General features: G+C 65.9%; 1 protein-coding gene and 1 pseudogene. One reads left to right on the top strand and one right to left on the bottom strand.

Features of this window, described 5'->3' with window-relative positions; translation table 11 throughout:
* Nucleotides 1-16 precede the first annotated feature (16 nt).
* Nucleotides 17-523, top strand: a pseudogene (locus ACK4TH_RS12105) (exodeoxyribonuclease III); the annotation flags it as partial.
* Nucleotides 524-653: 130 nt separating this feature from the next.
* Here the strand turns inward: ACK4TH_RS12105 and ACK4TH_RS12100 are convergent.
* Nucleotides 654-917: a hypothetical protein gene (locus ACK4TH_RS12100; protein WP_409626803.1), complete on the bottom strand. Its 264-nt coding sequence runs from the start codon at nucleotides 915-917 to the stop codon at nucleotides 654-656.
* Nucleotides 918-1065: the final 148 nt, after the last annotated feature.

Raw genomic sequence — 1065 nt, 5'->3', positions numbered from 1 at the left:
CAGATCGAACGGGGCCTTGGCCGGGATCCGCTCGGCCGCCAGCAAGGGGCTGGAGGACTGGGTCGCCACGACTGCGCCGGACCTGCTGTGCGTGCAGGAGCTCAAGGCCCAGCCCGCCGACTTGGCCAACCGTTTCGAGACTCTGGCCGGCTTGCGAGGGTATTTTCACTGCGCCGTCAAGAAAGGCTACTCGGGTGTGGGCATCTACACCCGGCATGAGCCCAGCGACGTCGTCGTCGGCATCGGGGTGCCCGAGTTCGATGACGAGGGCCGGTATCTGGAGCTGCGCTTCGACACCCCGGCGCGCGCCTTCAGCGTCGTGAGTGTGTACTTTCCCAGTGGATCGTCGGGCGACGAGCGCCAGCAGGCCAAGTTTCGCTTTCTGGACGACATCGCGCCGCGGCTTGCCCGCTTGGCGGTCGAGCGCGAGTGCTTGGTCTGTGGCGATGTCAACATCGCCCACACCGAAAAGGACCTGAAAAACTGGCGCGGCAACCAGAAGAACAGCGGTTTTTTGCCCGAGGTTGTAGGCCCGCTCCCTCCGCCCCGTCCGTCGCCACGCCACAGACCCCCGCATCGGCGCGGACAGCCGCACAGGGCCGCTCGCGCTCACTGACCTCGCCCCTGTTTCGTGGAGTTCATGTCCCCACGCCTTACGCGGCATTGTTGCGCTGTGCCTCGTGCCAGCGTTGCTCGAACTGCATCGGGCTGAGATCGCCCAGCGACGAATGCAGGCGGCGGACGGCGGCTCCAGCATGCCATGGCCAAGGCTTCCTTGACCAAGCCCGTGTGCATGTGTTCCTGCAGGCTCCAGCCACCGCCTGGCGAGCAAACAGGTCGATGCGGGCAAGCGGATCGAGCACGTAGTGCAGCTCGGGCCCGCTCGGGTCGGCGGTGTTGAACTGCTTCTCGGGCATGGACCGCAGTCTACTCACCTCGGTTTCCTGCGCAGCCACCCCGGCGTATGAAAGCGCACCAGCATCCGATACAGCAGGACATAGACCACCGCGAACGCCAGCGCGCAGGTCACCAACCAGCGCTCGTCACGCCAGAGCAACACCGCCG

It is taken from the genome of Tepidimonas sp. (assembly GCF_046292505.1).
Taxonomy (GTDB): Bacteria; Pseudomonadota; Gammaproteobacteria; order Burkholderiales; family Burkholderiaceae_C; genus Tepidimonas.
The sequence above is the reverse complement of the archived record's forward strand: the minus strand, read 5'-3'. Positions and strand labels throughout refer to the sequence as shown.